The following is a 25,790-nucleotide window of genomic DNA, read 5'->3' as shown; positions in this document are numbered from 1 at the left end:
TATCTCCATAAAATAACCATATTATGGGCAAAAAAGGTTAAATAAAAAATTTGTAATTATTTAATTATGGAAATTGAAAAGGACTCATTTCTGGAATCCCTTACAGAGGATGATGGTAAGCTTCTAATGGACATTGCTTTAAACGCACTAAAAAAACATTTCGGGCTTGAATATAAATTTCCAGCAATACCCGAAAAATTTAAAACCAACGCAGGTGTTTTTGTTACAATCAATGAGGAAAAAAATCTAAGGGGATGCATAGGGTATATATTTTCCATAAAACCGCTGGCGGAGGCTGTAAAGGAGATGGCAGTTGCGGCTGCAACGGAGGATCCAAGGTTCAGGCCGGTTACATTATCCGAATTTAATAAAATAGAAATAGAAATAACCGTACTTGGAAAACTCCAAAGAATTAATTACACAGACATTGATAAAATAGACCTTGGTGTTCATGGTATATATGTTAAAAACGGATTTTATTCAGGGGTTCTTTTGCCACAGGTTGCAATAGAATATGGTTTTAATAAGCAGCAGTTCCTTGAGGAAACCTGCAGAAAGGCCGGAATGAAAAGGGATTGTTATCTTACATCAGAAATATACATTTTTGAGGGGAGGGTGTTTAAATAAATCCAGATCTCTCCCCATAAACTCTTTTTGAAAGATTTTCAAGAAAATCATTGCCATAAAATACGGCCTTAAGTGCCATGGCATCCCTGTAAAATTTTTCAACCCCGAAATCCTTAAAATAGCCATAGCCTCCATGAACATTCAATGAATATTTTGATATTTCCAGTGCATTTTCTATTGAGAAATCAAAAACATATTCTGAATTTACATTACTGTAAATAATGTTTCTCAGGATATTTTCCCTGGCTACCATTTTTGATAGATTAAATGCTATTGGTCCAAAATCCTTTAAATGCACATCAAATGCCTGCCTGACAGCAGAGTATTCAAGTGCCTTTTGCAACGATCCAGATATTATGCCAAGATTTATTGCGGCCAGTGATCTGTATGAATTCATTATTGAATTTTTTATGTTTTTATTTGATTTTATATTTTTTTGATTTTTAATACCGACATTGCCAAACCTTATGCCCTTAAATCCCATAAAATCCTTTTCAGTAAAATTTTCGTTTTCTGCTATGGCCGGCACATCAGAGGACATTATTGTATATTTTCCATTTGCATTTAATACAGAATCTAAAGAGTTATTTTTTATGGTTTTATCAAGAGATATACCAATAAAATCATCACCTTTAATAACATCGTTAAGATAATTTAAATCATCAGAAAGCACCGGATATGCAATGGAATTAATTAAAAATATTTCAAATGCAGAGGACGGTGAGTATTTTGAAAGCACCTCCAGAATAATATTATATGAGGATTCATCAAGCCCTGAGCCACCAAGATTTTCAGGTATTAATGCGGCAAGGAAGCCCTGTGATGCAAGTTTTTTAAGGAGATTATTATCAATGCCATTTTCCTCTATTTTTTTCTCATCCAGTGTGCTGCCGAATTCCTCAACGTTTTCCCTTAATAGTTTATATTCATCCTCCATTTAATTACCCCCTTTTAATATCTGCCTTGAAATAATGAGCTTTTCAATCTCGCTTGTTCCCTCCCATATCTCCATTATCTTTGCATTTCTAAAGAATCTCTGTGTTTTATGATCATTTTTGGTAATTTCCATGGCCAGTTCAGAGGCATAAACGGCCGTTTCTCCGGCATATACCTTTGCCATGCTTGTAAGCGCCGGTTTTGGATCAAACTTAAATAGATATGATGCCGCATTGTATGTTAACTGCCTTGACGCCTCTATGCGTGTTGATACATCTGAAACCTTGAACATTGTATATTCATCCTTAATATTATTATTTTTTACAAATTCAAGAATTTTATCCAGTGCACCACGGGCTATTCCAAGGGCCTGGGCGGCAACATATATTCTGCTTATATTGAAAAATGTCATAATATAATAAAATCCCTGACCAACCTCACCAATAACATCATCCACTGAAACCTCCAGATTATTAAATTTCAATTCTGCTGTATTTGTGGCCCTCACACCAAGCTTGCCATGCAATTTATTGGCCTCAAATCCCGGTGATTTTGTGTTAATTAAAAATGTTGTAAGGCCGTGATGCTTGTTCTCCTCATCAGATGTTCTCGCTAGAAGCACTATATAATCTGCAATACCTCCATTGGAAATAAACATCTTCGATCCATTTATTACATATTTATCTCCAATTTTTTTTGCTGTTGTTTTCAGTCCAGCAACATCACTGCCACCGGATGGCTCTGTTACACCAAGGCCAAGTATGTATTTCCCTGAATAAACATCATTGAGAATCCGCTTCTGTTTTTCATTACCATAAAGCATGATAACCTCTCCGCCAAAATATGGTATTGTTGCCGCTATGCCCAGCCCAGCATCTATTCTGCAAAGTTCCTCAATTGAGATGAGTATCTTTGCCGGATTTGACATATCTATAAGGCCTGATTTTAATGCCTTAAGCCTTATATCATCAGGATATTCCTCTGTTTTATCATATCTATCTATAAGATCCTCTGTAAATTCAGAGAGCCCAAAATCCCTTACCTTCTTTCTGTAATCATCAAGTTCCTCAAACATTTTAAACACGCTCCAGAAGCATTGAATATCCCTGCCCTCCACCAACGCATAATGTGGCTATGCCAAGATCCTTCTTTTTATCATTTAATGTACGTGCCAATGTTCCGGCAATTCTTGCACCAGTGGCCCCGAGTGGATGCCCTATGGAAATTCCACCACCGTGAATGTTTACCCTGGCAAGATCAAGGTTAAATGCCTTTACAGCATTTAAAACAACAACAGCAAAAGCCTCATTAATCTCCCAGTAATCTATATCGTCAGGCTTTAATTTATTTCTTTTAAGCACCTTTTCTGTGGCCGGAACAGGACCCTCACCCATTATTGTGGGGTCAACGCCTGCTGATGCAAAATCAACAATTCTTGCAAGCGGTTTAAAACCGTATTCCTTAACCTTCTTTCCTGACATTATCATCAGAAGAGATGCACCATCGTTAAGTGTTGATGAATTTCCAGCAGTTATTATGCCATCCTCCTTAAAAGCCGGCCTAAGAGATTTTATTTGTTCAAGAGAGGCATCAGGCCTTATTCCAAGATCCTTCTCATAAACCTGGCCGTTAACCTCAACAGGCATTATTTCATCCTTAAAAAACCCATCCTTGTATGCCTTTTCTGCCCTTAAATGTGAATTATATGAGTATTCATCCATTTCGTCCCTGTCAATGTGCTTAATGCTGGCAAGTTTTTCCGCAGTTAATCCCATGTTATATGAAACGTTCATATTGTATTTTGCGTATTTTGGATTTACCATTAATTCCATATTAGGTTTAATGTATGGATTATTTATGCCAAGAGGAACATGCGTCATGTGCTCCATGCCTCCTGCAAGAACTATATCTGATTTCCCGAGCATGACCTCCATGGCACCTATCCCCGCAGCATTAAGCGATGATGAGCATGCCCTGTCCATAGACATTGCAGGCACCGTGTATGGCAGGTTTGATAAAAGCACAGGATGCCTGCCTCCGTATGTCCAGTTCTCACCTGCCTGAAATGCACATCCGGTTATGACATCGCCTATCTCCTCTGGATTTATTTTGGTCTCCTCAAGGGATAAATTAATTAATTCCGATAGAAGCTTATCCATTCTCAAATCATTGTATGCATCCTTTTCAGGGTCATTTGGCCTGGCCCTTGAAAACGGAACACGCTTAAAATAAACTATATATGCATCCTCCATTATTTCACCCTCTCCCTAAGTATCTTCTTATCTATTTTTCCTGTTCCTGTCTTTTCAAAATTTTCAACAAAATAATATCTATCAGGCATCCAGAATTTTGCAATTCTGCCTGTATCCACATATTCATTAAGCTTTTTCCTTATTGTTTCTTCATCTGCTGACCCTTTTATAAATGCAGCAGGGCGCTCCCCCCACTTCTGGTCTCTGTATGCCACAACGGCAACCTCATCAACCCCTGGAACCGTGCTTATTAAATCTTCCAATATCACGGATGGTATAAATTCTCCCCCGGATTTTATCGCATCAGATTCCCTGTCAACAATTTTTATGTATCCATATTTATCCATAACCGCGAGGTCTCCTGTATGAAGCCAGCCATCCTGCCATAGCTTTTTAGTTTTTTCATCATCCTTAAAATAGCCTGATGTTAACCACGGGGCCTTCAAAATTATCTCACCGATTTCATTTTCGTTTTTTTCAACGTCATGGTTTCCAGAAACAACCCTCAGTCTCACCATTGGTATTGGTATGCCTGTTTTTCTCCTAACTGCCTTTTTTGTTTCTTCATCAGAATTTTCTATAATGGAATTATATGTTGCAAGCGTGATTATTGGGCCTGTTTCGGACATGCCATAACCTGATATTATGGTCATGCCTGATTTTTCAGCGAGATCCGCCAGACCTGAGGTTATTGCCGCACCCCCAATTATGGTTTTTAAATGAAGTTTTCCCATTATTGACGGTCCGTTTTTTTCTGATAACAGCAAATAAAGTATGGATGGCACCATTGCAGATACATTTACATTGTATTTCTCCATGGCATTAAGTATATTTGGCCAGTCGTATTTCCCTGGGACTATATATCTCATGCCTTTCAATATTGCAAAATATGGTATTCCCCAAGCATGGACATGGAACATTGGAACAAGTGGAAGTATTGTATCAGTGCGCCTGAAATTTATGGGATCATCTGATAATGCAGCCAGTGAAGATATGCTGTGTAATATTAACTGTTTATGTGTATAATAAACACCCTTTGGAAGTCCGGTTGTTCCAGATGTATAAAATAGAGTTGCAATGGAATTTTCATCGGGCTCATCGATTTTTTCATCATTTTCCTTTAACAGGTCATCCATAAAAACATAATTATCCATGTTATATTTTTCATGGCCATTTTCAGAGTAAATAATAAAAAGGCTTACAAAGCTAAATAGATCCTTATACTGCATTATTAATGGCATGAATGCGGAGTTAACTATAATATATTTATCCTCGGAGTTTTGTATTGTATAGAATAATATCTCTGGCGGGTACCTTATATTAACCATATGCAGGGTGGCACCAATCATTGGCACGGCATAATATGCATACATATAATTTATGGTATCAAAATCAATAATGCCAATTCTATCACCATTTTTTACACCCAGCCGCAACAAATTACCTGCCAGCCTTTTCACATTATTATAAAATTCCTCATAGGTTAATTCCCTATCCCTGTAAATAATTTCCTGATTTTTATTGGACATAACTGAAGCTTCTAAAAGACCATTAATGGTCAGCCTGTAGTTATTCATATTCCATTTATGGTCTTAATATTAATAAAATTTCTTTTCTAAACATTAACACTTGATGTTAATTAATTAATATAGATTTTTATTTTCTTTCTATTTAAATGAAATAACAAAATGCCCGATAGGAAGTAATATATTTTTTAACGTTATAATACATCATGGATTCAAAAATAGCAGTAATAGGAGCAGGAACAATGGGACACGGTATAGCCGAGGTTTTTGCGCTTGGCGGTTATTGTGTCAACCTTGAGGATTTTTATCCCGAGGTTATTGAAAGGGCCAAAAGGGAAATAAATGAAAGCCTATCCAAACTTCTTTCCTCTGGAAAAATTACAAGGGAGTTGTATGACAAAACACTGAAAAACATTAATTATTATAACAATATAAAGGATGCTGTTGATGGAGCATACATATCAATAGAGGCGGTTCCCGAAAAATTTGAAATTAAAAAAAATGTGCTTTCGGAAATTTCAAATTACACTGATGGAATAATAGCATCGAATACATCAAATATAAGGATTACCGAACTGGCCGAATTTGTTAAAAAACCCGAGCGGCTTCTTGGCATGCATTTTTTTAATCCTCCAGTATTAATGAAGCTTGTTGAGGTTATAAAGGGTGATAAAACAGATGAAAAGTATATTGATGAGATAATGGCTGTTGCAAAGGCCATAGGGAAAGTACCAATAAAGGTTATGAGGGATGAGGCAGGTTTTATTGTCAACAGGGTTTCAGCACCCGAACTCCTAGTATTCTGCATGGCGCTTTCTGATTCGGACCCTGCAGGCATAGATGCATTCTTTAAATCTCAGGGCCTTCCAATGGGGCCATACCAGCTTTTTGATTATGTTGGCCTGGATACCGTATACGATTCCTTAAAATATTATGCACAGGAATTATCTCCGGATTATGGAAAATGCAAAAACCTGGATTCATACGTTAATGCAGGAAAGCTTGGAATGAAAACAGGGTCTGGTATTTACAGGTGGGAAAATGGTAAGGCAGTAATACCGGAGGCGGCACCCTCAGAAAAGATAAGCCTTATGGATGTATTTTCACTTGAAATAAACGAGGCAACAAAATTAATAGAGAGTGGCATTGCCACACCAAATGATATTGAAACAGGAGTTAAACTGGGTCTGAACAGGCCATTTGGTCCGGTAACAGTGGCCCAGGGTTTATCCTCCTCTGATGTTTTAAAGACCCTAAATTCACTCTATGAAAAATATAAAATTGATGTGTTTAAACCATCCAGTACAATAATTAATGGAAAACTAAAGGAGGCATTTTCACCACATAAGGCAGAAAAGGCCAGAGACGAAAATACTGCCCAGAAATACATAATTTTTGAAAAGCATGAAAATACAGGAATTATAAAATTAAATAACACAAAAAATAATCTTATAGGTTCCGGGCTTATTGATGAATTAAATGCTGTGCTTGATAGGATATCAGCTGACAATGATATACATGCCGTGCTTATAACAGGCAATGGTACCAATTTCTCTGCGGGTGCGGATCTGTCACAGTTTATAAACAGCCCCTATGCATTTATGGAAATGTCAAAAAAGGGGGAAAATACCTTTGATAGAATAACAAAAATGAACAAAATATTTGTGGCTTACCTGAAGGGATATGTCCTGGGGGGTGGCCTTGAGCTCGCGCTTGCATGTGATATAAGGGTTTCTTCAGGCGATGCTGTTCTTGGGTTCCCTGAAACATCCCTTGGCCTAATCCCGGGATACGGTGGCAGCCAGAGGCTTCCGGCATTAATCGGAATTTCCCGGGCCATGGATATAATACTATCAGCCGAAAGAATAAATGCACAGAAAGCCTACGAATATGGCATAATAACAAGAATATTCAATGATGATGGGGAGGCACAGGCATTAAAATTGACGGAGGAACTTTCACAGAGGATATCACCTGCATCGGTTTACACTGCCAAAAGATTAATATATGGAACATCCAGAATTAACCTGGATTTCGAATCAATTTCCATGGGAATGCTCTACGGTGGCAATGACCTTAAGGAGGGAATCAGGGCATTCATGGAAAAAAGGTCGCCAAAATTTGGTGGTAATTAATTTTTAAATACATTATTTTTTAAATAAATTAATGAATCCCTTACTATTTCTGCACATTTATCTATTTCCCTGTAATTAATAACCTCGTCAGGTGTGTGGGACAGCTTTGTATCACCAGGCCCATAGGTTACCACAGGTATCCCCCAGTCATGGCCCAGTGTGTTCATGTCACCAGAACCACTTTTGAATATTAATCTTGGAACCATGCCGTTCTTTTTAATTGATGCCTTGAATGCAGATACCAGATTGCTCTTAAGGTCAGATATATATGGATATGTTCTGTTCTGTGTTTTAAATATATATTCTCGGGAATCCCCGGCAAGTGATTTAATTTCACTTACAATATCATTCTCTGTAACCGATTTTGGATATCTTATATCTATGAACATTGATGCATTTTCAGGCGTCATATTGTCATACTCCCCGCCGTTAAATTTTGTTATTCCCGCGCTTATATCATTAAAATCCTTATTACTCCCCCATTTATCCCTGATCTTTATCCAGAGGTTTATAAGAGAATCTATGGAATTCTCCTCCATCCATGATGAGCTTGCATGATGGGAGCTGCTGTGTTTTTTAATCTCCATGAGTATTCTTCCCTTGTATCCTGCAGTGATATTTTCAGGGCCTCCCGGTTCACCAAAAATGGCGTAGTCGGTTTTATCGTAACCTGATTCTATGTAATTAATACCCTTGCTATCACTTTCCTCCCCTGAGGCTGCTGCAAGTATGATTCTGCCATCGAATCCTGAATCTAATGCATGTTTTGCCCCAAGCATTAGGGCAAGAAGGGATGATTTTGCGTCCACAGCACCGCGGCCGTAAATTAAATCACCGTCAATTTTTACATCAATAAATCCAGGAACAGTATCTTCGTGGCCGCAAATTAGTATTGATGGTTTATTTCTTCCTGTTACCGAAACAACATTGTATTTTTCATCTATAACCGGATTCGGAAATCCCAAATCCTCCATGTAATCTCTAAGGAGTTTTGCTATTTCATACTCCTCCCCGCTTGGTGAGTATATTTCAAGCATTTTTATTAACATGTCCCTTGTATTCATTTCCTTGCCTCGAGTATAAGATAGTCAGCTATATAGGCAGGTATGTCAACGCCAGTTACCGGTACAGTATTTTTAAATTCAGTGTTTCCATTAATTTCGTTGACAAAATAACCATCCCGAGATTCAAGTATGTCTATGCCATAAATCCCAGGGCCTATGGCCTCAGCAGATTTTAGTGCAATATCCTCTATTTCAGGTGTAATTTTTAGTGCCTCTGCACGGCCCCCAAGGGCTGTATTTGTTCTCCAGTCAGTACCAGATTTGTATCTGTAAATTCCTGCAACAACCTGATTATTTATTACAAATACCCTGAGATCACGGCCAAATTCATTAATATATTCCTGTGTATAATTTATCTGGTACAATGGATACATATAATCCTTATATTCCATGACATCCATTGCAGCATAGTAATCATTAAGAAGTGATATCATTCTGCCCCAGCTCCCTGTTACAGGCTTCGTAACTGCAGTACCATGAAAATCCTCATTAAACGATTTTAGAAAAACATCCTTTGAAAACGATACAAAACTTTTTGGAATTTTCACACCATGGTGGGATAAAACAAGCGATGTAAACATTTTATTTCCGGTGATCACAGTTGAATTAAAATCATTTAAAATCCTGTGCCCTGTGAATTCAATATAGGCTGTTGAATGCAGATTCCGGTAGTAGCCAGTGGATCTTTGAAGTGATATATCACCCCATTCTTCATTATTTTCAACAAGGTTAAGATTTAGGTTTTTAACATCCTTAAGCATTACCTCGACATTTTTATCCTGCAGGGCCTTCATTATTGATTTTTCTTCCCACCTCATTATGTCATAAACAAGAGAGACTTTCATTTTATGACCTCTTTGTAGTATTCATTTATGGATTCGCCTATTATTGATGATGCCTTTGATAGATCATCATATGATATTACATATGGTGAGAGCATCCTTATAATGTTAATACCGGAATAAAGTGCAAGAACGCCTTTATTAATCAGATCCATGAGTACTGGCAAAAATTTTACGCGAAGCTCTATGGCATTCATAAGCCCAAGCCCCCTTACCTCCTTAACGATTTTAACATCGTTTAATGATTCATTTAATTTTGATCTGAAATACTCACCCTTTTTGGCAACGTCGTTTATGAGGTCTAGCGTGAGCTGTTCCAGTACAGCGGTTCCGGCTGCACATGCTATTGGGTTTCCACCTGTTGTTGATGACTGCTCACCCTTTTCAAGGTTATCCATGAATTCATGCCTGCCTGCTGTTACCGACATTGGTATGCCACCACCTATGCCCTTGCCTATTGTAATTATGTCTGGCGTTATGTCAAAATGCTGGTGTGCCCACATTTTCCCTGTTCTGCCAAGACCTGATTGAATTTCATCCGCAACAAATATTATGTTGTTTTTTTCTGTAATTTCCCTTAATTCTCTTACATAATCATAATCAGGTATGTTTATTCCACCTTCTCCCTGAACCGGCTCAAAGAAAACCGCAGCTATATCATCATCCTTTTCAAGCAGCTTTAAATCATCGGTATTATTGTATCTAATGAACTGCACATCTTTTATTAATATGTCATCAAAGTATTTTCTGTACTTATTTGAATATGTAATTGAAAGTGCACCAAGCGTTTTTCCATGATATGAATTTGTCATGGCCACAAGCTTGTGCTTTTTTGATGACTTTTTTACGACCTTTATTGCAGCCTCTATTGCCTCAGCACCGGTGTTGCCAAGATAAAATTTATCAATGCCTGCCGGAACAGAATCGGCAAGTTTTTTAACAAAATTATTTCTGGCCTCTGTATACTCTGATGCATGGGCTATTGGAAGTATATCCATCTGATCGCAAACAGCCTTTTTTATTTTATCATTTGAATAACCAAATATTGCAACACCATAGCCTCCCATCATATCTATGTATTCCTTGCCGTTTTCATCGTACAGCCTTGCCTCCTCGCCATTTTTAATATGAACCGGCAATCTCTGATACGTATTTGCAATATACTCATCCTCATAATTTTCCATACCATCACCTGTTAATTTATATCTTCATTGCATGGGTTTTCCTTGAAATTACAGTTCCATGCATAATATCTTTAAATGGATTTGAGATAATAACATTCTGAACCCCCAAATCTATGGCCTCTGTTGCAGCCATTAATTTTTTATCCATGCCATGTCCAACACTTGTTATTATGCTTTTTATATACTCGCTGTCAGCGTCCTCAACCACTGTACCATCCCAGTAAAGTCCGTCAACATTTGTGGCCATTATAAGGGTGCTGGCACCTGTATATCCTGCAATATATGCTGCTGCCCTGTCAGCATCTATATTAAGATAGCTTTCGGGGGAATATGCCACAGGTGATATTACAGGAATATATCCAGATAAAACTATATTTTTAATAATATCTGAATTTACAGATGTGATTTTACCTGTGTAACCCCCATCAATTACCATCTTTCTGTTCTTTTCATTAAGTATTATTAATTTATCCTTTCTTTTTGCATTAATAATTGAAACACCGTTAATACCCAGTGCATTGATACCTGAGTTTCTTAATGAATGTACTATTTTTTCATTTATGAGGGACATGACCATTGTGAAAATTTCAAGCGTTTTTTTATCTGTGTACCTGCTTTTTATACCCTCTGGGGACGTAACAAATTTTTGTTCATATCCGAACTCATCACTGTATTTGTTTAGGTAATTGCCACCCCCATGGACTATTATAATATCATCATTTATATTATTTAAAATATTGGGCAGCGCATTTTCATTTATAATCTTCTCAAGTATGCTTCCACCAATTTTTATCACAATCATATTCTACACCGGGAAAAGTGATGGCGCGGTTAAACCCTCTGATTCATTAAATCCATACATTATATTCATGGACTGTATGGCATTTCCTGATGCGCCCTTTATCATATTGTCTATTGCACCGAAGGATACTATCCTGTTAATGTACCTATCAATTGCAAAACCAAGATCGACAAAATTTGAACCAACAACAATCTTTGGATCAGGATATTTGAAATTGCTCTTTTTATCCATTATTAACCTTACAAATTTCTCGCCAGAATAAAATTCCCTTAACAGCCCCCAGCCATGGATTTCATCTGTTTTTGCAAAGATGCTTGATGTTGTCAGTATACCCCTGACCATGTTTACTGAGTGTGCCGATAATGCGATTTTAACATCCCTGCCTGTTGCATATTTTATTTCCTGCTCAATTTCTGGTGTGTGTCTGTGGCCTGCCGGTTTATATGCCCTCACAGAGTTATACCTTTCTGAAAAAACCTTTGACTCATCAAGTTCAGCACCTGACCCAGATGAACCAACCTTTGCATCTACAGTTATAACATTATTATCAAGGTCAAGGGAGGCAAATGGTGCAATGCTGTATATTGATGAGGATGCTATGCATCCGGGCACTGCTATATACCTGGCATTTTTGAGTTCCTCCCTGTGCAGTTCTGGCATTCCATAAACAAATTTTTTGATAAGGTCAGGATATGGATGTTCAAAGCCATACCATACAGGGTATTTATCCGGGTCTCTCAGCCTGAAATCTGCGCTCATATCCACTATTCTAACCCCACTTTCCATGAGCTGTGGTACATAATTTATTGATGTGCCATGTGGCACTGCAAGAAAAACAACATCAAGGTCATCTAAAAGGTCAAAAATGCTTCTTCCCGTAAATTTTAGGTCTGTGAGACCGTAAAGGTCTGGATGTATTCTGGCAACCTTTTCATCCTTATGCTTATTTGATGTTGCAACAGTTACCTCAACGTCACCATGATTGGCAAGCAGCCTTAAAAGCTCACCACCAACGTATCCGGATGCCCCAACAATACCAGCTTTTATCAATTTATTCTCCCCAGTCCTCTCCCACATTTTCTGCAGGTTTTATCTCAACTGAATTACCTGATATCGATGTTATTTCATAGTTCATGCCGCATGAAGGGCATTCCAGCAGTTCTCCTGCCATTGAGTCGTCTGGCACCTGTATTTTTTCTCCACATATCTTGCATTTCGTTTCCATTTTTTCACCTTTTTGGTATTTGTTTATTAATTATGTTTTATTAATAAACATTTGTATATCCATATATCATTTTTAACATTATAAGTCCATTTTAACCTATAATGCCAACATAACATAATTAATTCATAGTATTTAAAATATACGAATTATGTATAAAATTTACTAATTTCGTATTAAGATCAAAAAATGACCAGTATTTTAAAAACCCAAAAAACAGGATTATGGTTTACCATAAAGTATCCGCCTAAGCTTATTTTTATAATCTTTTAATGCGCTTTCCTTCTTATAAATGGATAAATTTAATTCTATTTCAAATTTATTATTTCTTTTGCTGCGCACTTGTATCACTTTTCAGGGTTATCCTGCATTTCCTTTAAAAGTTTATTCAGCTCCTCATCCTCCTTTGATGATTCCGAACCTGACATTTCTGTATTGCTCATTGAATCTGATTTCTGGGACATTTCCCTGCTTAGAGATTCCAGAATCTTTTCTGGATTTGCTGTCGAAATATTTGCTGTTTGCTCCACAGCATCCTTAATCTGGTCAAACTGATCCACGAGTGTTGACTGTATCCTTTCCTGTGCATTTGTAAGCTCATTAAGACTTTTTGACATATCCGCTATCTGCTGTGGGGTCAGCTCGCTGCTCTTTAATGCCTCTGAACTCTGAATAATAGAACTGCTTGTTTGCTTAAGTGTGAGTGAATACATTAAATTAAGGTCGACACTTTCAAGAAGCAGTGAATAATCCTTAAGGCCATTTATTGAGGTCTGGATTGCGTTCATAAAAGATGCAAATAATTTTGCCTTCATCATATTATTCTGCCTTAATGCAAGTTTGGCATCCTCCCTGCTTTTTTCCAAAATCTTCTCATACTGCCTTATTTGCCTGTTTACAGTGGCCTTGAACATGCTAATTTTTGAACGTTTTTCAAGAATTTTTTCCTCATCTGATTTGCCAATTTTAAAAACCATAATATATAAATATATACTTTTTAATAAACTTTTTGTATTACTGTGCCATATATTCCCGATATTTTTCCAGCATTCTTTCATCTATTGACGGTTTTATTTGGTATATTACAGAAATAATATCATCAGTTGTAACCGGTATTTTATTGCCCGTTTTTATAACCTCCATAAACACATTCTGAACAGCCTTTTTGCATATGAATTCTATATCAGCCCCGGAATACCTTTCCGTAAGCTTTGCCAGCTCCTCATAATCTATATTTCCAAGAGGCTTGATTTTTGATAGCTTTAGCTGGAACAGCTTTACCCTGGCATCAAAGTCTGGGGGTGGAACATATATTTTAACGTCAAATCTACCGGGCCTTAAAATTGCCTCATCGATTGCCCATGGGTTATTGGTTGCTGCTATTATAAAGATATTCTTGTCCTTTTCTGACGTTAAACCACCAACCTCTGTTAAAAGCTGTGAAACCCCCCTTTTTGCAGCATCGGACTCTGTTCCACTTCTTTTGGGCACCAGCGTATCTATTTCATCAAAAAATATGATTGATGGTGATAGCAGATATGCAGCCCTGAAAAGCTGTGAAATATTTTTTTCAAACTGCCCAAACCACTGGCTGTAAAGTGACGAGGGATTTACATTAATAAAGTTTGCCTTAACCTCATTTGCTATGGCCTTAACAATAAAAGTTTTTCCGGTACCGGGGGGACCAAAAAGCAGCATACCGCCTCCAAATTCGATATTATACTCCTGTGATAGCTCCTTATATCTCATTGGATATATTATCTTTGATAAAATTTCATTCTTTACATCATTAAGACCTGCAACATCATCGAAGGTAATTTTTGGTATTTCTGGAGGTTCAATATTTAAAGATTCAAGGATTTTTTTACCCTTTTCGAGCCTGTCCTCACCAGCATCTGAGTTTTCGAGTCTTTTATATGTTTTAAGTATCTGCTCAGCCTGTTCTGCCCTTTTTTTCCTTTCAGCGCCTTTTGATTCCCTGGCAAGCTCCACCATATGAATATAAGCTTCCTTATAATTTTTTATGGCCTCTTCAAGTTTCCCCTCTGCCTCCATTTTTATTGCCGTTTCAAGGGTTCTGTTTATCTTATAAAGATCCTCCATTTCCTCTATCCTCCTTATCAATTACAGTGCCCTTGTTGAAAAGATTATATTTTCTAAACTTACACGCAACATTATAAAATTCAAATTTTAATTCATATTCCTCTGGGAAAATGGCAAAATCAACAAGCTTGTTCCATGTTTTTAACGGGAAGAACAGATAATCCTTCTCCCCCTCCCCAACATAATAAAGCATCCCAACCTTTAATCCTGTAATTGAGCTCAGATCAGGCATTGCAACCTCTGTGGGATTATCTGTTGCAGGATTGATTTCAACAAGCTTACCATTTACAACACACCCGGATTTTATTGAATACATTTGAAGTATCTTTTTTGAAACATACACAAAATTTTCTGAGGCATGTTCAATTGATGTATTAAGGTTCAGGTGGTGCAGTATTCCCATTACTATAAGCGTCATTTCAAAAGAAATATATATAATCGTTATATAAATTTATTTGAAAAACATCATTGCCATTTTATACGCATTAATATATAAAAAAATACATTTAAAATTCAATAACTTTAAATATAAATTTTTCTTCTCTATTTTATGGTTATTTCAGGATATATATTACTTATCCTTGCCTTTATCGACGGTCTATTTTTTGGGCTGGCAATAAAAAAAGGCATAGCATCGGCCATATTGATAATCATTGCATTCATAATAGCATGGTATGCCGGATTTGCCTTTGTTCCAAAATTGTCGCCCTCACAGATAGGGTCTTCAATTAGCTCGTTTGTGAGTTCCCATATAGCAATGGTTCCAAAACTTTTGGGCCTCACACACTCTGTTTCATTTTCCATTGTACTTGTTCTGTTCATAATAGGTCTTGGCATAGGTATATGGAAGGGATAAAAATAACAAAGTTTAAGTTAAAATAAAACTTTCTTATTTGATGGAAGTTTCAAATTTAAGAACATTAAGCATAACGGCAGAACCATCCAAAAAAATATCCTTTTGTTCTGTGGTTTATGACATTGATAACTCCATTATTTTTAACCTTAAAAAAATTATAGAAATTGCTGAGGAGATTGGGTTTAATTACGAAATAATAATAATTACAGAAAAGGATATAGATATAGAAAATCCAAATTTAAGGATAATTAAATCTAAATTCAACAGCTATGGAATGGCAAAAAGTATTGCAGTTGCCCAGAGCAGTGGTGAATATATAATAATACTAAATCCTGAACTTGAATACAGCATAGGTGTTTCAGATATAATATATAAATTCATAAATCAGAATGAAAAAAAGGCCCTGATTTCAAATTTCACTATAATAAATAGGGATGTGATTATTAACAATGGCGGGTGGCGTGATTTAATGGAATATGAGGATATCGACCTGCTCGTAAGGACGGTTGCCAGTACAGGTTTTATAGCCTATCCATCAAAAACATTTGATATTTTTTTAAAAAGAAACTATAAAAGGAATAAACAAAAATATGGTATTATGTCCAGATTAAAAGAGAATAGGGACACCATAATTGCATGCAATTTAAAATTATCAGACGCATTCCTTTTTCTTGATGGCAGTAAATTGAATATATTAATGTCTAAATTTATGGAAAAATTTTCCGGGATCAAACCATTTGTATTTAAAAAGGATAAAAGCAATTATATTATTGTTATGGAGACTCTAATAGAATCATTAATATTAGAGGATTATAAAAAATATAAACTCCCTGAATCATCAGAAAGAATGCAGATTTCAAGTAAGGATTATAATTACCTTAAAAGTAAAAGCTATCTGTGGAATAAGGTTACACAAAGTATAGAAAAAATAACGGAAATAATAAATTAATTTCAATCTTTTTCATCATCTTTTTTTAATTTGTATCCACATTTTGGGCAGTATTTCATATCATCTGTTATATCTGCACCGCAATTAGGGCATTTTAGATTTGTTGCTGGAAGATTTTCATTGCTTTCTGCATCTATATAATCACCTGGGTTTATTTTCCCCTGATTTTTTTTATCCCCACCAAATACTGCCATGCCTATATTTGCCTTAGGTGCCCTGGCCTTGGCCATCTCCAATTCGTATCTCTTTTGATCCTCCTGCATTCTCGCTGTATTGTTTGCATATTCCTTTTTTGAAATAGATGCAAGCCTTGTTATATTATTTACCCAGTTTTTAGGATCCTTTATTATAAAATCAACCCTTACAAGATTTTTATCACCATTATAATATTCTATACTTAAAATCTTCTTTGTAAAAAGACTAAACTTTGGTATGGCGAATGTTGCATTTTCCACATTATACAAAAAAAGGTTAATATCTGTAACTGCAGGTGATGCCCTTAAAAATTGTCTTTTACCCTTTTTTTCAAATATTATCCTCTTATCAGTTAAAAATAAATTGCCGTCTATATAAACATTATTTTCAATCTTTTTTGCCCTCGCGCTTAGAAATTCATGTTCGTCATTTTCATATATTGGCATTGATTTACATATTTTATAGAATATTATAAAGTTTCCCATGAAAAAAATAAAAAAACAAAAAATAATAACAGGTAATATATCCATGTTTAAATGATCTTAAAATTTAAAGATTCCGCACTAACAGACGATGAAGACTTTGATTATATACTTTCATCAGATATAAACATAGATGGGGATACGGCAATCAAATTTTTTAAGGAGGCACAAAATGACAATTTTGATCTTTTAATAATTAAATGCAGACCGGATGGCCTAAAAAATTTTTCAAATTTTATTCTAAGATTATCATTATCAATTAAAAGCAGGTACCTAATTGGATGCATAAATGTTTACTCAAAATCTGCATATAAATTTATAAAAGATTCCGGCAATTCAATAATTAACGATAGGGTTAATGCACTCAATATAAATATAGATATATTAAAAAATAATTTTAAGGTTGGTTATTCAAGTGTTGATATTGGAAATAAGGCCAGAATAGGCTTAAAAGATTATGTTTATCTAATTTTAAAGCGTGGTACAATATTAAGATATTCCATAATAGGTTTATCAGGTATTGCTGTTAATGAGGGTTTTTTATTCCTCTTGCATCCATATCTTGGAAATATATTAAGTATAATTCCTGCCATTGAAATATCAATTATCTACAATTTTTTTATGAATAATAGATTTACTTTCAATGGGCACGGAATGTTTCTTAAAAGGCTTTTTAAGTACAATATTTTTAATCTTATCGGCTACGGCGTAAATTTATTAATTTATTATTTTGCAATTTTTGAAAATGTAAGTATTTATATAGCCGATTTGCTTGGAATTATAGTGGCATTTATAATAACATACAGTACAGCCTCTTTTCTTGTGTGGTAATTATGGATGACAGAATTAAAAGAATAACACTTAATTACGGGTCTGCCCTTTCAATAATTGCCACATCCATAATTTTTGGGGTCTTTGGTTATCTTGATATTTATGCCATAATTGCAGAATTCCTTATTATGATTTTATCATTTATTTTCTTATTTTTTTCAAATATTAATGCCAGATCAAATATAATTGATAGGTTAATTTATGTATATATATTCATGGGAATGCTAATACTTATCCTGCTTGCTGTGGCATTCATAAAGGCGCCATATTCCCACATCCTGTTTATAATAATCCTTGCAGTTTTTGCCTTTATTGCATATAAATATTATAAAGGAAAAATTAGTCTTGACTTTCTTGAAAATAGGAATTTAAATTTTAAGGCAATATATATAATTTTATCATTGATTGTATTGATAATTATTTTTTCACTCCATTTTTATTTGCATTTTATACAGCAGGATGAGTATTATATAGATGTTTATTCGGCAATACAGTTTATGTCTGGCAGGGACCCTTATATACCTTATGTAACAGCCTCTGTTTTCAGTCATTTTAACATGATAAATTATCAGCTTTTTTCAACACCAACAATGAATGGGAGTTTTGTTACCTTAATGGGATACCCGGCACTTTCGTTTTTGGTATATGTTCCATACGTTTTAATAGGGAAATATAACAATTTTATTATATCTATATTAATTATTATACCCTTTTTTTTAATATATAAAACATATGGCAATAAAAAAATTGCACTGTACGCCCTTTTTGGGTTATTAATAAATATTTTTGTACTTTATTATGGAATAGTGGGTTTAATTGGACTGTTATGGGCCGTACTATTAATGACATCATATTTTTTCAGGAAGAATTACCGATTGTCTGGAATATTCTATGGTCTATCCCTTTCAGCGAAACAGTTTCCTGCCCTAGTTTTTCCATACATTATTTATATGATTTATAAAACCCACGGACCTAAAAAAACATTTTACTGGCTAATATATGGCGCAGGAATCTTTTTCTTAATAAATGGTTATTTTATCATTAAATCACCATACATTTATTTTAAAGATATCCTATCAAGTGAAACACTTAAAATTTATGGCATTGGTGAGGGCATCTCACAGATATCATTCTTAAATTATGCTTATGTACCTTCTAATGTATTCACGGGAATAATGGTTATAATTTTTTTGGTTACCATAATAGTTTACATAAAATATTATGATATATTAAAATATGAATTATTTGCATTTCCTGCCCTATTTTTCCTTTTTAATTATCGTGTTCTTCCAGGATATTTTATATTCTGGACCATGATATCGCTTATAACTATTGCCAATATTAATAAAAACGACTTAAAAAAAGAGATAAATACAAAAAAAATCAAAAAATTTGTTTATTATATTATTATTTTTTCCCTTGTAATTATAATTGTTCTGGGATTTATAAACATAAATCATGAGGACCCTGTAACGTTTGAAAGCATATCGCCAACATATAACCATGGGAAATTAACAGGATTTAATATTACAGTAAAATATTCTGGAGACAAAAGGCTATATTTTAGAGGCATAGCAAATGAATCAATTAGCAATGGCATTTTATTTAATTCTCAAGAAATATATTCCAATGGTGATTATAAAATATATAAAATAACATTAATAAAAAATGAAATAATTTATAATAATTCTGCACTTGAATTAATTGCATACAATGGAACAGTTCTCGGTTCAAATGTATATAAAATACAAAATGGTGAAATTAGTGTTTACCATGGGATTTTATATAATCCTCCGCGAAATAGGATATCACTAAGTCAGACCCAGCTCTAAAGAAGGCTGTTAAAACCTCATCAACAATATTTTCACCCAGGTATCCTGATTTAACAGCATTTTTTATCATTGTATACTCACCGCTAACACTGTATGTCGCCATTGGCATGTTGAACAGTCTCTTTGCCCTGCTGATTATATCAAGATATGCCAGTGCTGGTTTTACCATGACTATGTCTGCACCTTCCTTTATATCAAGTTCTATTTCACGTAAAGCCTCATCACCATTATGATAATCCATCTGATATGATTTTCTGTCCCCAAACTGTGGGGCTGACTCCGCAGCGTCCCTGAACGGTCCGTAAAATCCAGATGCAAATTTTGAGCTGTAAGCCATTATTAATTTATCTGTGTATCCATTTTTATCCAGAACCTCACGTATGGCCTTGACCTGGCCATCCATCATTCCACTTGGGGCTATGATATCTACACCAGCATCGGCATAGCTTAAAGCCTCCTTCTGATAAATTTCAAGTGTTTTATCATTATTAACATAGCCATTTTCTATTATTCCACAGTGACCAGTTGATGTATACTCGCAAAGGCATAAATCAGCTATAACATTAAGATCTGTATTTTGCTTTGCGGTTCTAATTGCCTTCTGAATTATGCCATTGGAATCATATGAGGATGAACCTGTTTCATCCTTGTGTGCCGGAATTCCAAAAAGAATTATACTTTTAACACCAATCTCCTCAAGGTATTTTATATAATTTTCATAGGCGCTTAAAGAATATCTGTATATATCCGGCATTGATGGTATTTCCTTTTTATCTTTTTCCGTCTCATCAACAAAAACAGGCATAATTAATTTTTCAGGCCTTATCTCTGATTCTTTAAATAATGATCTTATATTACTATCTTTTCTGTATCTTCTCATTCTTATTATAGGATACATAACTATGAAATCACTTATGAATTATTAACGTTTTTTGATTTATCCCATTGATTATGCAAATGGAGGGTAAAATAGTTATGAAGGATAGAAAATGGGAGGTATTAAAATAAACTTATTGCAAAGATTATTGTAATATTGAAGATATATAGGGTATCATACAGGTCGTCTAAATACCTCTTCAATAACCATAAAGAGTTCATGGAATTATTGAATATTACAGATATACCAGATTTTAGAACATTACCATATAAATTCAGCAATAATAGATATGATAAATCCCGTTAATTATGAGAACAATGATAATATAATAAGGCTTATAATAAATGCATTCTTAATATTGTATTTATCAAAAACGTAGCCACCAACAAAGCTAAATATTGTAATTCCAAGTGCATATGAAAAGTTGATATCCCAGCATAAAAATAATTTATATTTACAATTTTTAATATAAACCATGATCCAAAAAAGAAAAGGGCATCATCAAATAATCTGAATATTATTTAATAGATATGCATAATGAAAATATTTCATCCTTCAAAATTAGGGGTAAATTATGTTAAAGATTTTATTATAGGAAAAGTTTATAACTTTTTATATAATCCGATAAAAATGTATATTTCACTTGAAGATAGTTATGTAGTAAGGGTTCCACCAGAGTTGCTTAATGAAAATTATGATCAGGCTGTACTGGATGCTGCAAGGTCAGTTCTTGAGGGAAAAATAATTGATATAGAAAATAAAGATAATGTCAGTATTGGTAAAACCTATATTATTTCGCTGGAAAACATCAAAAGAATAGGAGACGGCTCCATAGTCCATGGTGATGGTGGCGTTTATCAAACAATACAGTATACAGCCCTTGCATATTATCCAAAAATGCAGGAAATAGTTGATGGTGTTGTTAAATCAATTCAAAAATTTGGAGCCTTTATTAAATTTGGTCCGTTCGAGGGGCTACTTCATATCAGCCAGATCATGGATGACTCAATAAATGTAGACCTTGATAACCAAATATTATCAGGAAAGGATACAAAGTTTTTATTAAAGGCAGGTGACAAAATAAGGGTAAAAATTGTTTCCTTAAATTTAAGTTCATCATCCCTATCAGACAGCAAAATAGGGTTAACAGCCAAACAACCCGGGCTGGGTAAGGAGGACTGGATAAAAAATGATAACATCAAAAATTAGGTGATAAAATGAAAAAGGTATATAAGGCATGCAGAATATGTAAGAGATTAACACTTGACGATGTTTGCCCCGTCCACGGTGATGAGAAAACAAGGGAGGACTGGTTTGGTTTTCTTATAATCAACGATACCAATTCGATAATAGCCAAAAAGGCCGATATTAAAGAACCGGGTATATATGCGATTAAAGTTAGATCATGATATTGTCCTTACACCGGAAATTATAGATCATATCAAGAATTTTAAACACAATATTGCAAGCCCTGATGATATCATAAAACTCTCAAAAGAATATAAAATAATAGCAGTCGGGGACGTTACAACAGAAAATTTAAAAAACCATGGTGTAAACATTTTCCTGCAGGTTGTAGACCTCATAACAAAGCGTAATGAGGGTAAATTTCAGCACATTGAAGGTTCCATAGCGGTGAAAAATCCTGCAGGGACAATAAGCCTTGATCTGATTAACGCCATAAAAACTGCACTGACTGAAAATAAACCATCAAGAATAGAGGTGTCCGGTGAGGAGGACCTTGCCGTTATACCAATAATATTTTATGCAGATTTAAATACAGTAATAGTATACGGTATTCCTGATATTGGCATGGCGTATATAAAAGTAAATAAGGCAATAAGAGATGATGTAGAAAAATTATTGGGTGATGTAAATGTCTGAAAGTTCGGTTAAAAACTTTAATGTTGAAAGTGAGAAGGATAATAAGCTACTGCATAGGAAGGAGATAAGATATACAATGACCTTTAGCTCCGGAATAACCCCCAGCAGGGATTATATAAGGGATCTTCTGGCCAATTATTATAAGGTTAATAAGGAGCTCATCATAGTTGATAAAAATAAGCAGGAGACAGGTAAGGATGAATTAAAGGGTTATGCCAAGATATATGATAAAAAGGAGAATGCAATGCTTTATGAGCCAGACTATGAGCTTATAAGGAATAAATTAAAGGAGAAAGTGGTGAAATGATGGAAAAAAGAGAATTATATGCAGTTGAAAATAATAAGGTTGTTAGAAAAAGAAGATTCTGTCCAAGATGTGGCCCAGGAGTTTTTCTGGCAGAGCATAAGGATAGATACACATGTGGAAAATGTGGTTATACCGAATTCAAAAATAAAAAATAATTTTTAAAAAATTTTAAAGATTATAAATAAGGTTTGTTGTTTCCCCGCTTTCCTTTTCTATTGCTGTTATTCTCTTTCTTACAAGCTCCTGTGATTCCTTGTCATCTGTGCGCAGGCTTAATAACTGTATAAGGTATGTTAGCTCGTAATCAAGAATAAGGCTTAATGTCCTTAGATATTCTAACCTGCTTTCATCCAGTGATTTCCTCTTATTTGAGATAAAACAGTCCAGATGCACTGAACCCTCCTTTGTGAAGGTAAATTTCTCCCCTGTTTTAATGGTTTTATTGCACAAGTAGCAGTTATACTCCATAAAATCCTAATAATAATTCAGATGTTAAATTTATCGTTGCCATTTACACTAATTTTATAAAAAATATTTATCTAAAGATATAATAGGGTAGCAATGGAAAAAATACATGACATATTATCGGATAAATTCATAAATTCAGAGGCAGAAATCAGGGGATGGGTATATAGAATCAGAAGTTCTGGAAAGATTACATTTATTATACTTCGTGATTCTTCCGGGATTATCCAGTGTGTTGCCAGCTCAGATAATTTAAATGAGGATCAGATGAGGGAGCTTTCCTCAATGACCGTTGAAAGCAGCATGGAGGTTTCAGGAACAGTAAGAAAGGATGATAGGGCCATTACGGGATATGAGCTTGCAATTAAATCATACAAAATTTATGAGAGAAATGAAAATTTTCCAATAACAAAGGATCTTGGAGAGGAATTTTTACTTGATAACAGGCATCTGTGGATAAGAAGCAGGGAATTTACATCTGTTTTAAAAATAAGATCCACAGTATTTAAGGCATTTGCAGATTTTTTTTATAACAACAGTTATTATCAGGTTCAGGCTCCAATGTTTGTATCCACAGCCACTGAAGGCGGATCAACATTATTTACAGTTGATTATTTTGGTGAAAAGGTTAATTTAACACAGAGTTCACAATTTTACCTTGAAACATTGATATACAGCCTTGAGAAGGTGTTTACCATAGCCCCCAGCTTCAGGGCTGAAAAGTCAAGGACAAGGAGGCATCTTGCAGAATACTGGCATGCAGAGGGCGAGGCCGCATGGTACAGCAATGAGGACATGATGAAAGATGAGGAAAAATTAATAGAATATATTGTAAATGAGGTAATAAAAAACAATTCTGAGGACTTAAACATAATTGGCCGGGATATAAATGTTCTAAAAAAGATTAGGGCACCGTTTGAGAGAATAAAATACCGTGATTTAATAGAAATGGCAAACAAGAAATTTGGAATGGATCTTAAATATGGGGATGATCTTGGTGCCGATGAGGAATACAATATTATGATACATTTTGACAGACCAATATTTGTGACAAATTATCCGGAGGAATTAAAAACATTTTACCATAAACCGGATCCAGAAAATCCCGGAGAAATATTATGCCATGATATGCTGGCTCCAGAGGGTTATGGGGAGGTCATTGGTGGTGGGGAGAGAATTTATGACCTAAATGAGCTTCTTGATAGACTTAAGAAGAATAACCTGAATCCTGAGGATTATTACTGGTATGTTGATCTAAGAAAATATGGCAGCATACCGCACAGTGGCTTTGGTCTTGGCCTTGACAGACTCGTTACCTGGATATGCGGGCTTAAAAATATCAGGGATTCCATACCATATCCAAGGACAGTAAGAAGGGTAAAACCATGAATGATTTTTTATCCATGGTTAGGTACCATGAATCAGAAAAAATACCGGTTTGGTTCATGCGGCAGGCTGGAAGATACATGAAATCATATAATGAAATTAAAAAAAACCTTTCCATAAGGGACATATGCATGGATCCTGATATTACAGAAAGAATTACATATTCACCGGTTGATCTGCTTGGAGTTGATGCTGCAATTATCTTTGCTGACATAATACTCCCACTTGAGGCCATGAATTATGATATTGACTTTTCAAATACCGGGCCGGTTATATATAATGGCTACCAAAAAAACAGGGATTTGAAAAATATAATAGAATTTGATGAAAAAAATTTAAAATACAAAACTGCTGATGCAATAAAATTATTCAAGGAAAGGCACAAGGATGTCCCATTAATCGGTTTTTCAGGCGGTATAATAACCGTTCTCTCATATGTTCTCTCAGGGTCATCTGACAATAATTTAACATATACAAAAAGTGTAATATTACGGGATAAAAAATTCAGACTTTATAAAGAATTAATTAAGGATATGATTATAAAATATTTGAAAATGCAAATAAATGCTGGAGTTGATGCAGTACAGATTTTTGATTCCTGGCTTGGCTCACTTTCCCCATATATCTTTGAAAAACATTTAAAAAGTGACATTTTTGATATTATCAATGAGATAAAATCAAATATACCTGTTATATATTTTGCCACAGGAAATTCAGGTATGATTGGTGAATTTAATGATATAAATCCTGATTTCTTAAGCGTTGACTGGCGGATAAAAATCAATGATGCCAGAGTCATGCTTAAAAATACAATAGGAATACAGGGAAATCTGGATCCATATGTTGTTCAATATGATGAAAATGCAGCCATCGAGGAGACAAATTACATATTAAATAGCATGAAAAGCCATGACAATTATATATTTAATCTTGGCCATGGTGTATTACCAGATACCCAGGAAAGCACATTAAAAAGAATTGTTTCATTTGTGCATGATTTTTATATACAATGATGCAGTAATATTATCTGGCA

29 protein-coding genes are annotated in these 25,790 nt (G+C 34.8%); 13 read left to right on the top strand and 16 right to left on the bottom strand.

What is annotated here, in order from left to right:
- The first annotated feature begins 66 nt into the window (after window positions 1-66).
- Entirely contained in the window at window positions 67-627 is a 561-nt protein-coding gene (gene amrA / locus AOG54_RS04810; protein ID WP_048100967.1) for an AmmeMemoRadiSam system protein A, read from the top strand.
- Here amrA and AOG54_RS04805 read toward each other — a convergent pair.
- From AOG54_RS04805 to AOG54_RS04790, 4 genes are read right to left on the bottom strand one after another with little or no spacing between them, the layout of a single operon-like run.
- The gene (locus AOG54_RS04805; RefSeq protein WP_048100968.1) at window positions 620-1,564 is read right to left on the bottom strand and encodes an acyl-CoA dehydrogenase family protein; all 945 of its coding nucleotides are present in this window, start codon (window positions 1,562-1,564) and stop codon (window positions 620-622) included. The two genes, amrA and AOG54_RS04805, sit on opposite strands and share 8 nt — an antisense overlap.
- Window positions 1,565-2,638 (bottom strand): acyl-CoA dehydrogenase family protein, encoded by a 1,074-nt coding sequence (locus AOG54_RS04800; protein ID WP_048100969.1) that lies wholly within the window; start codon window positions 2,636-2,638, stop codon window positions 1,565-1,567.
- 1 nt (window position 2,639) lies between these two features.
- On the bottom strand, window positions 2,640-3,815 hold the full coding sequence (locus AOG54_RS04795) for an acetyl-CoA C-acetyltransferase (protein ID WP_048100970.1): 1,176 nt from the start codon (window positions 3,813-3,815) through the stop codon (window positions 2,640-2,642).
- Window positions 3,815-5,392 carry a long-chain-fatty-acid--CoA ligase gene (locus tag AOG54_RS04790; protein WP_048100971.1) on the bottom strand — a complete coding sequence of 526 codons (1,578 nt, stop codon included), beginning with the start codon at window positions 5,390-5,392 and terminating at the stop codon, window positions 3,815-3,817. The genes AOG54_RS04795 and AOG54_RS04790 overlap by 1 nt, the downstream gene beginning before the upstream one ends.
- A 155-nt stretch (window positions 5,393-5,547) precedes the next feature.
- On the opposite strand from AOG54_RS04790, the gene AOG54_RS04785 reads away from it, so the two are divergent.
- The gene (locus tag AOG54_RS04785; protein ID WP_054964429.1) at window positions 5,548-7,476 is read left to right on the top strand and encodes a 3-hydroxyacyl-CoA dehydrogenase/enoyl-CoA hydratase family protein; all 1,929 of its coding nucleotides are present in this window, start codon (window positions 5,548-5,550) and stop codon (window positions 7,474-7,476) included.
- Here AOG54_RS04785 and AOG54_RS04780 read toward each other — a convergent pair.
- From AOG54_RS04780 to AOG54_RS04745, 9 genes are all read right to left on the bottom strand, one after another.
- Complete coding sequence (locus tag AOG54_RS04780) at window positions 7,473-8,540, bottom strand: M20/M25/M40 family metallo-hydrolase (protein WP_048100973.1); 1,068 nt, start codon at window positions 8,538-8,540, stop codon at window positions 7,473-7,475. The genes AOG54_RS04785 and AOG54_RS04780 overlap by 4 nt on opposite strands.
- The gene (locus AOG54_RS04775; RefSeq protein WP_048100974.1) at window positions 8,537-9,385 is read right to left on the bottom strand and encodes a RimK family alpha-L-glutamate ligase; all 849 of its coding nucleotides are present in this window, start codon (window positions 9,383-9,385) and stop codon (window positions 8,537-8,539) included. Before AOG54_RS04775 ends, AOG54_RS04780 begins: the two co-directional genes overlap by 4 nt.
- A complete protein-coding gene (locus AOG54_RS04770) occupies window positions 9,382-10,566 on the bottom strand; it encodes an aspartate aminotransferase family protein (RefSeq protein ID WP_048100975.1) in 1,185 nt (394 codons plus the stop codon). The genes AOG54_RS04775 and AOG54_RS04770 overlap by 4 nt, the downstream gene beginning before the upstream one ends.
- 16 nt (window positions 10,567-10,582) lie before the next feature.
- Complete coding sequence (locus AOG54_RS04765; protein ID WP_048100976.1) at window positions 10,583-11,368, bottom strand: [LysW]-aminoadipate/[LysW]-glutamate kinase; 786 nt, start codon at window positions 11,366-11,368, stop codon at window positions 10,583-10,585.
- A 3-nt stretch (window positions 11,369-11,371) separates the two neighbouring features.
- Window positions 11,372-12,418: an N-acetyl-gamma-glutamyl-phosphate reductase gene (gene argC, locus AOG54_RS04760; protein WP_231563390.1), complete on the bottom strand. Its 1,047-nt coding sequence runs from the start codon at window positions 12,416-12,418 to the stop codon at window positions 11,372-11,374.
- Between the two features lies 1 nt (window position 12,419).
- Window positions 12,420-12,593: an alpha-aminoadipate/glutamate carrier protein LysW gene (lysW/argW, locus tag AOG54_RS10045; protein WP_169749827.1), complete on the bottom strand. Its 174-nt coding sequence runs from the start codon at window positions 12,591-12,593 to the stop codon at window positions 12,420-12,422.
- Window positions 12,594-12,937: 344 nt separating this feature from the next.
- Window positions 12,938-13,567 (bottom strand): hypothetical protein, encoded by a 630-nt coding sequence (locus AOG54_RS04755; protein ID WP_048100977.1) that lies wholly within the window; start codon window positions 13,565-13,567, stop codon window positions 12,938-12,940.
- Between the two features lie 37 nt (window positions 13,568-13,604).
- On the bottom strand, window positions 13,605-14,714 hold the full coding sequence (locus tag AOG54_RS04750) for an ATP-binding protein (protein ID WP_231563391.1): 1,110 nt from the start codon (window positions 14,712-14,714) through the stop codon (window positions 13,605-13,607).
- The gene (locus AOG54_RS04745; protein ID WP_048100978.1) at window positions 14,677-15,111 is read right to left on the bottom strand and encodes a hypothetical protein; all 435 of its coding nucleotides are present in this window, start codon (window positions 15,109-15,111) and stop codon (window positions 14,677-14,679) included. Before AOG54_RS04745 ends, AOG54_RS04750 begins: the two co-directional genes overlap by 38 nt.
- A gap of 132 nt (window positions 15,112-15,243) precedes the next feature.
- On the opposite strand from AOG54_RS04745, the gene AOG54_RS04740 reads away from it, so the two are divergent.
- On the top strand, window positions 15,244-15,549 hold the full coding sequence (locus AOG54_RS04740; RefSeq protein WP_048100979.1) for a hypothetical protein: 306 nt from the start codon (window positions 15,244-15,246) through the stop codon (window positions 15,547-15,549).
- Between the two features lie 40 nt (window positions 15,550-15,589).
- Window positions 15,590-16,498, top strand: coding sequence for a hypothetical protein (locus tag AOG54_RS04735; RefSeq protein ID WP_054964208.1), 909 nt, complete (start codon window positions 15,590-15,592; stop codon window positions 16,496-16,498).
- Window positions 16,499-16,500: 2 nt separating this feature from the next.
- Here AOG54_RS04735 and AOG54_RS04730 read toward each other — a convergent pair whose 3' ends face one another.
- The gene (locus tag AOG54_RS04730; RefSeq protein ID WP_048101339.1) at window positions 16,501-17,139 is read right to left on the bottom strand and encodes a zinc ribbon domain-containing protein; all 639 of its coding nucleotides are present in this window, start codon (window positions 17,137-17,139) and stop codon (window positions 16,501-16,503) included.
- Window positions 17,140-17,229: 90 nt separating this feature from the next.
- Between AOG54_RS04730 and AOG54_RS04725 the strand changes: the two genes are divergently transcribed.
- Entirely contained in the window at window positions 17,230-18,006 is a 777-nt protein-coding gene (locus AOG54_RS04725; RefSeq protein ID WP_048100981.1) for a GtrA family protein, read from the top strand.
- A 2-nt stretch (window positions 18,007-18,008) separates the two neighbouring features.
- The gene (locus AOG54_RS04720; protein WP_055032494.1) at window positions 18,009-19,838 is read left to right on the top strand and encodes a hypothetical protein; all 1,830 of its coding nucleotides are present in this window, start codon (window positions 18,009-18,011) and stop codon (window positions 19,836-19,838) included.
- Here the strand turns inward: AOG54_RS04720 and hemB are convergent.
- Complete coding sequence (hemB, locus tag AOG54_RS04715) at window positions 19,768-20,736, bottom strand: porphobilinogen synthase (protein ID WP_054964335.1); 969 nt, start codon at window positions 20,734-20,736, stop codon at window positions 19,768-19,770. The genes AOG54_RS04720 and hemB overlap by 71 nt on opposite strands.
- Window positions 20,737-21,345: 609 nt before the next feature.
- On the opposite strand from hemB, the gene AOG54_RS04710 reads away from it, so the two are divergent.
- Genes AOG54_RS04710 through AOG54_RS04690 form a run of 5 tightly spaced genes read left to right on the top strand, consistent with a single transcriptional unit; the run spans window position 21,346 to window position 23,061 of the window.
- A complete protein-coding gene (locus tag AOG54_RS04710; protein WP_055032499.1) occupies window positions 21,346-21,924 on the top strand; it encodes a DNA-directed RNA polymerase in 579 nt (192 codons plus the stop codon).
- A gap of 8 nt (window positions 21,925-21,932) precedes the next feature.
- Complete coding sequence (spt4, locus tag AOG54_RS04705; protein WP_048100984.1) at window positions 21,933-22,124, top strand: transcription elongation factor subunit Spt4; 192 nt, start codon at window positions 21,933-21,935, stop codon at window positions 22,122-22,124.
- Window positions 22,102-22,599 (top strand): DUF359 domain-containing protein, encoded by a 498-nt coding sequence (locus tag AOG54_RS04700; protein ID WP_048100985.1) that lies wholly within the window; start codon window positions 22,102-22,104, stop codon window positions 22,597-22,599. The genes spt4 and AOG54_RS04700 overlap by 23 nt, the downstream gene beginning before the upstream one ends.
- Window positions 22,592-22,906, top strand: a complete 315-nt coding sequence (locus tag AOG54_RS04695) for a 30S ribosomal protein S24e (protein WP_048100986.1) — start codon at window positions 22,592-22,594, stop codon at window positions 22,904-22,906. Before AOG54_RS04700 ends, AOG54_RS04695 begins: the two co-directional genes overlap by 8 nt.
- Window positions 22,906-23,061, top strand: coding sequence for a 30S ribosomal protein S27ae (locus AOG54_RS04690; protein WP_048100987.1), 156 nt, complete (start codon window positions 22,906-22,908; stop codon window positions 23,059-23,061). The genes AOG54_RS04695 and AOG54_RS04690 overlap by 1 nt, the downstream gene beginning before the upstream one ends.
- 13 nt (window positions 23,062-23,074) lie before the next feature.
- On the opposite strand, the gene AOG54_RS04685 is transcribed toward AOG54_RS04690, so the two are convergent.
- The gene (locus AOG54_RS04685) at window positions 23,075-23,374 is read right to left on the bottom strand and encodes a DUF2175 family protein (RefSeq protein WP_048100988.1); all 300 of its coding nucleotides are present in this window, start codon (window positions 23,372-23,374) and stop codon (window positions 23,075-23,077) included.
- Window positions 23,375-23,467: 93 nt separating this feature from the next.
- On the opposite strand from AOG54_RS04685, the gene asnS reads away from it, so the two are divergent.
- Entirely contained in the window at window positions 23,468-24,760 is a 1,293-nt protein-coding gene (asnS, locus tag AOG54_RS04680; RefSeq protein ID WP_048100989.1) for an asparagine--tRNA ligase, read from the top strand.
- The gene (hemE, locus tag AOG54_RS04675; RefSeq protein ID WP_055032493.1) at window positions 24,757-25,770 is read left to right on the top strand and encodes a uroporphyrinogen decarboxylase; all 1,014 of its coding nucleotides are present in this window, start codon (window positions 24,757-24,759) and stop codon (window positions 25,768-25,770) included. Before asnS ends, hemE begins: the two co-directional genes overlap by 4 nt.
- Window positions 25,771-25,790 lie beyond the last annotated feature (20 nt).

This window comes from Acidiplasma aeolicum, assembly GCF_001402945.1.
Taxonomy (GTDB): domain Archaea; phylum Thermoplasmatota; class Thermoplasmata; order Thermoplasmatales; family Thermoplasmataceae; genus Acidiplasma; species Acidiplasma aeolicum.
Note: the sequence above shows the minus strand (reverse complement) of the source record. Positions and strands in the feature narration are given on the sequence as shown.

What these genes read in the sequence shown, in the direction of transcription:
- AOG54_RS04785 (WP_054964429.1), top strand. Translation starts at nt 5,548, where the DNA reads ATGGATTCAAAAATAGCAGTAATAGGAGCAGGAACAATGGGACACGGT.
- AOG54_RS04730 (WP_048101339.1), bottom strand. Translation starts at nt 17,139, where the DNA reads ATGCCAATATATGAAAATGACGAACATGAATTTCTAAGCGCGAGGGCA.
- hemE (WP_055032493.1), top strand. Translation starts at nt 24,757, where the DNA reads ATGAATGATTTTTTATCCATGGTTAGGTACCATGAATCAGAAAAAATA.
- lysW/argW (WP_169749827.1), bottom strand. Translation starts at nt 12,593, where the DNA reads ATGGAAACGAAATGCAAGATATGTGGAGAAAAAATACAGGTGCCAGAC.
- spt4 (WP_048100984.1), top strand. Translation starts at nt 21,933, where the DNA reads ATGAAAAAGGTATATAAGGCATGCAGAATATGTAAGAGATTAACACTT.
- AOG54_RS04690 (WP_048100987.1), top strand. Translation starts at nt 22,906, where the DNA reads ATGGAAAAAAGAGAATTATATGCAGTTGAAAATAATAAGGTTGTTAGA.
- AOG54_RS04805 (WP_048100968.1), bottom strand. Translation starts at nt 1,564, where the DNA reads ATGGAGGATGAATATAAACTATTAAGGGAAAACGTTGAGGAATTCGGC.
- hemB (WP_054964335.1), bottom strand. Translation starts at nt 20,736, where the DNA reads ATGTATCCTATAATAAGAATGAGAAGATACAGAAAAGATAGTAATATA.
- AOG54_RS04720 (WP_055032494.1), top strand. Translation starts at nt 18,009, where the DNA reads ATGGATGACAGAATTAAAAGAATAACACTTAATTACGGGTCTGCCCTT.
- AOG54_RS04745 (WP_048100978.1), bottom strand. Translation starts at nt 15,111, where the DNA reads ATGACGCTTATAGTAATGGGAATACTGCACCACCTGAACCTTAATACA.
- AOG54_RS04775 (WP_048100974.1), bottom strand. Translation starts at nt 9,385, where the DNA reads ATGAAAGTCTCTCTTGTTTATGACATAATGAGGTGGGAAGAAAAATCA.
- AOG54_RS04770 (WP_048100975.1), bottom strand. Translation starts at nt 10,566, where the DNA reads ATGGAAAATTATGAGGATGAGTATATTGCAAATACGTATCAGAGATTG.
- AOG54_RS04755 (WP_048100977.1), bottom strand. Translation starts at nt 13,567, where the DNA reads ATGGTTTTTAAAATTGGCAAATCAGATGAGGAAAAAATTCTTGAAAAA.
- AOG54_RS04780 (WP_048100973.1), bottom strand. Translation starts at nt 8,540, where the DNA reads ATGAATACAAGGGACATGTTAATAAAAATGCTTGAAATATACTCACCA.
- AOG54_RS04695 (WP_048100986.1), top strand. Translation starts at nt 22,592, where the DNA reads ATGTCTGAAAGTTCGGTTAAAAACTTTAATGTTGAAAGTGAGAAGGAT.
- AOG54_RS04740 (WP_048100979.1), top strand. Translation starts at nt 15,244, where the DNA reads ATGGTTATTTCAGGATATATATTACTTATCCTTGCCTTTATCGACGGT.
- AOG54_RS04790 (WP_048100971.1), bottom strand. Translation starts at nt 5,392, where the DNA reads ATGAATAACTACAGGCTGACCATTAATGGTCTTTTAGAAGCTTCAGTT.
- AOG54_RS04710 (WP_055032499.1), top strand. Translation starts at nt 21,346, where the DNA reads ATGTATATTTCACTTGAAGATAGTTATGTAGTAAGGGTTCCACCAGAG.
- AOG54_RS04800 (WP_048100969.1), bottom strand. Translation starts at nt 2,638, where the DNA reads ATGTTTGAGGAACTTGATGATTACAGAAAGAAGGTAAGGGATTTTGGG.
- AOG54_RS04735 (WP_054964208.1), top strand. Translation starts at nt 15,590, where the DNA reads ATGGAAGTTTCAAATTTAAGAACATTAAGCATAACGGCAGAACCATCC.
- AOG54_RS04795 (WP_048100970.1), bottom strand. Translation starts at nt 3,815, where the DNA reads ATGGAGGATGCATATATAGTTTATTTTAAGCGTGTTCCGTTTTCAAGG.
- AOG54_RS04725 (WP_048100981.1), top strand. Translation starts at nt 17,230, where the DNA reads ATGATCTTAAAATTTAAAGATTCCGCACTAACAGACGATGAAGACTTT.
- AOG54_RS04700 (WP_048100985.1), top strand. Translation starts at nt 22,102, where the DNA reads ATGCGATTAAAGTTAGATCATGATATTGTCCTTACACCGGAAATTATA.
- AOG54_RS04765 (WP_048100976.1), bottom strand. Translation starts at nt 11,368, where the DNA reads ATGATTGTGATAAAAATTGGTGGAAGCATACTTGAGAAGATTATAAAT.
- amrA (WP_048100967.1), top strand. Translation starts at nt 67, where the DNA reads ATGGAAATTGAAAAGGACTCATTTCTGGAATCCCTTACAGAGGATGAT.
- asnS (WP_048100989.1), top strand. Translation starts at nt 23,468, where the DNA reads ATGGAAAAAATACATGACATATTATCGGATAAATTCATAAATTCAGAG.
- AOG54_RS04685 (WP_048100988.1), bottom strand. Translation starts at nt 23,374, where the DNA reads ATGGAGTATAACTGCTACTTGTGCAATAAAACCATTAAAACAGGGGAG.